General features: G+C 53.2%; 1 protein-coding gene. It reads left to right on the top strand.

Annotation, left to right across the window (positions count from 1 at the left end; all coding sequences use genetic code 11):
- Positions 1-68 precede the first annotated feature (68 nt).
- Positions 69-1,169: IS91 family transposase (locus tag ACMV5I_RS29455; protein WP_414825970.1), on the top strand; the 1,101-nt coding region annotated here is incomplete at its 3' end.

Below are 1,169 nucleotides of genomic sequence, written 5' to 3'. Positions count from 1 at the left end.
CGGCGGGAGCTAAGATTCTGTTAGAGAGTGACTTTCTTCAACCATCGTAGCTCGCTATACTCCCGCGTATGCACATACCTCGACCAGCAAAACTCCTCTTCCAGATTGATGATGGCTGGGGCCAGTTACTCGCTAAACACGGCAACGTCGTCCCCGAATGGACCAAACTGGTCGTCGAGCGGATGCTCGCCTGCGGGACCGGTGCCATGGGCGTTCGCCGATATGGCTGCACTTCTGCCCACTGTTCTCACACCAAATACGTCTGCCAAAGTTGTAAAAGCAAAGGCTGCAGCGCCTGTGGCATGAAAGCCACCGAGCAATGGATTGCTGAGCAACAACACATACTGCACGACTGCGAATGGCAGCACATCACCTTCACCATGCCCGATAAACTCTGGCCCGCCTTTGCCAACAACTGGACCCTGCTCAATAAACTCTTCGCCTGTGCCGCCAATACCCTGCTGAAATGGGCCAAAAAGCTCGATATCGAAATAGGCCTGTTTGTGGCCCTGCATACCTACGGCCGCCAGCTCAATCAGCATCCGCACATTCATCTGTCCGTCACTCGCGGAGGTTTGTGCCTCAAACACGGCGTCTGGCGGCCGGTTTACTTCAAAAAGAAAATCGTTGAGCGCTATTGGCGTCAGGCCGTCATCGCCCTGTTGCGTGAAAGCTACGTCTCGCTCAATTTACCTGCTTCAGACTATAAGCACATTCGGGATTACCGGGAATGGTGCCAGTTTCTTGAGGCGCAGTTTCAGCGTCGCTGGAAAATCCACTTTGCCAAAAAGACGAAAAATGCCCGGCAAAACGTCAATTACCTCGGCCGCTATCTGAAACGGCCGCCGATCGCAGCCTCAAAACTGCGTCATTACACCAGCGGAGCCGTGGTTCATCATTACTATGACCACCGGACTCAGCAACACCGCACGCAACGACTCAGCCAGGAAGAGATTCTGTGGCGCTATATCAGCCATATCCCGTCACGCCATTTTAAGATGGTCAGGTATTACGGTTTTCTGGCCAACCGCAAACGGGGTGAGTTATTGCCTAAGGTCTATACCGCCCTGGGGATTGAGATGAAGGCAAAACCACAGAAACCGGGCTTTGCGTCGCTGATGAAGAAATTTACCAATGTGGATCCGTACCAGTGCGTGTTATGCGGAAGC

This window comes from Serratia sp. T13T92 (assembly GCF_047530105.1).
GTDB classification, from domain to species: Bacteria; Pseudomonadota; Gammaproteobacteria; order Enterobacterales; family Enterobacteriaceae; genus Chania; species Chania fonticola.
Note: the sequence above shows the minus strand (reverse complement) of the source record. Positions and strands in the feature narration are given on the sequence as shown.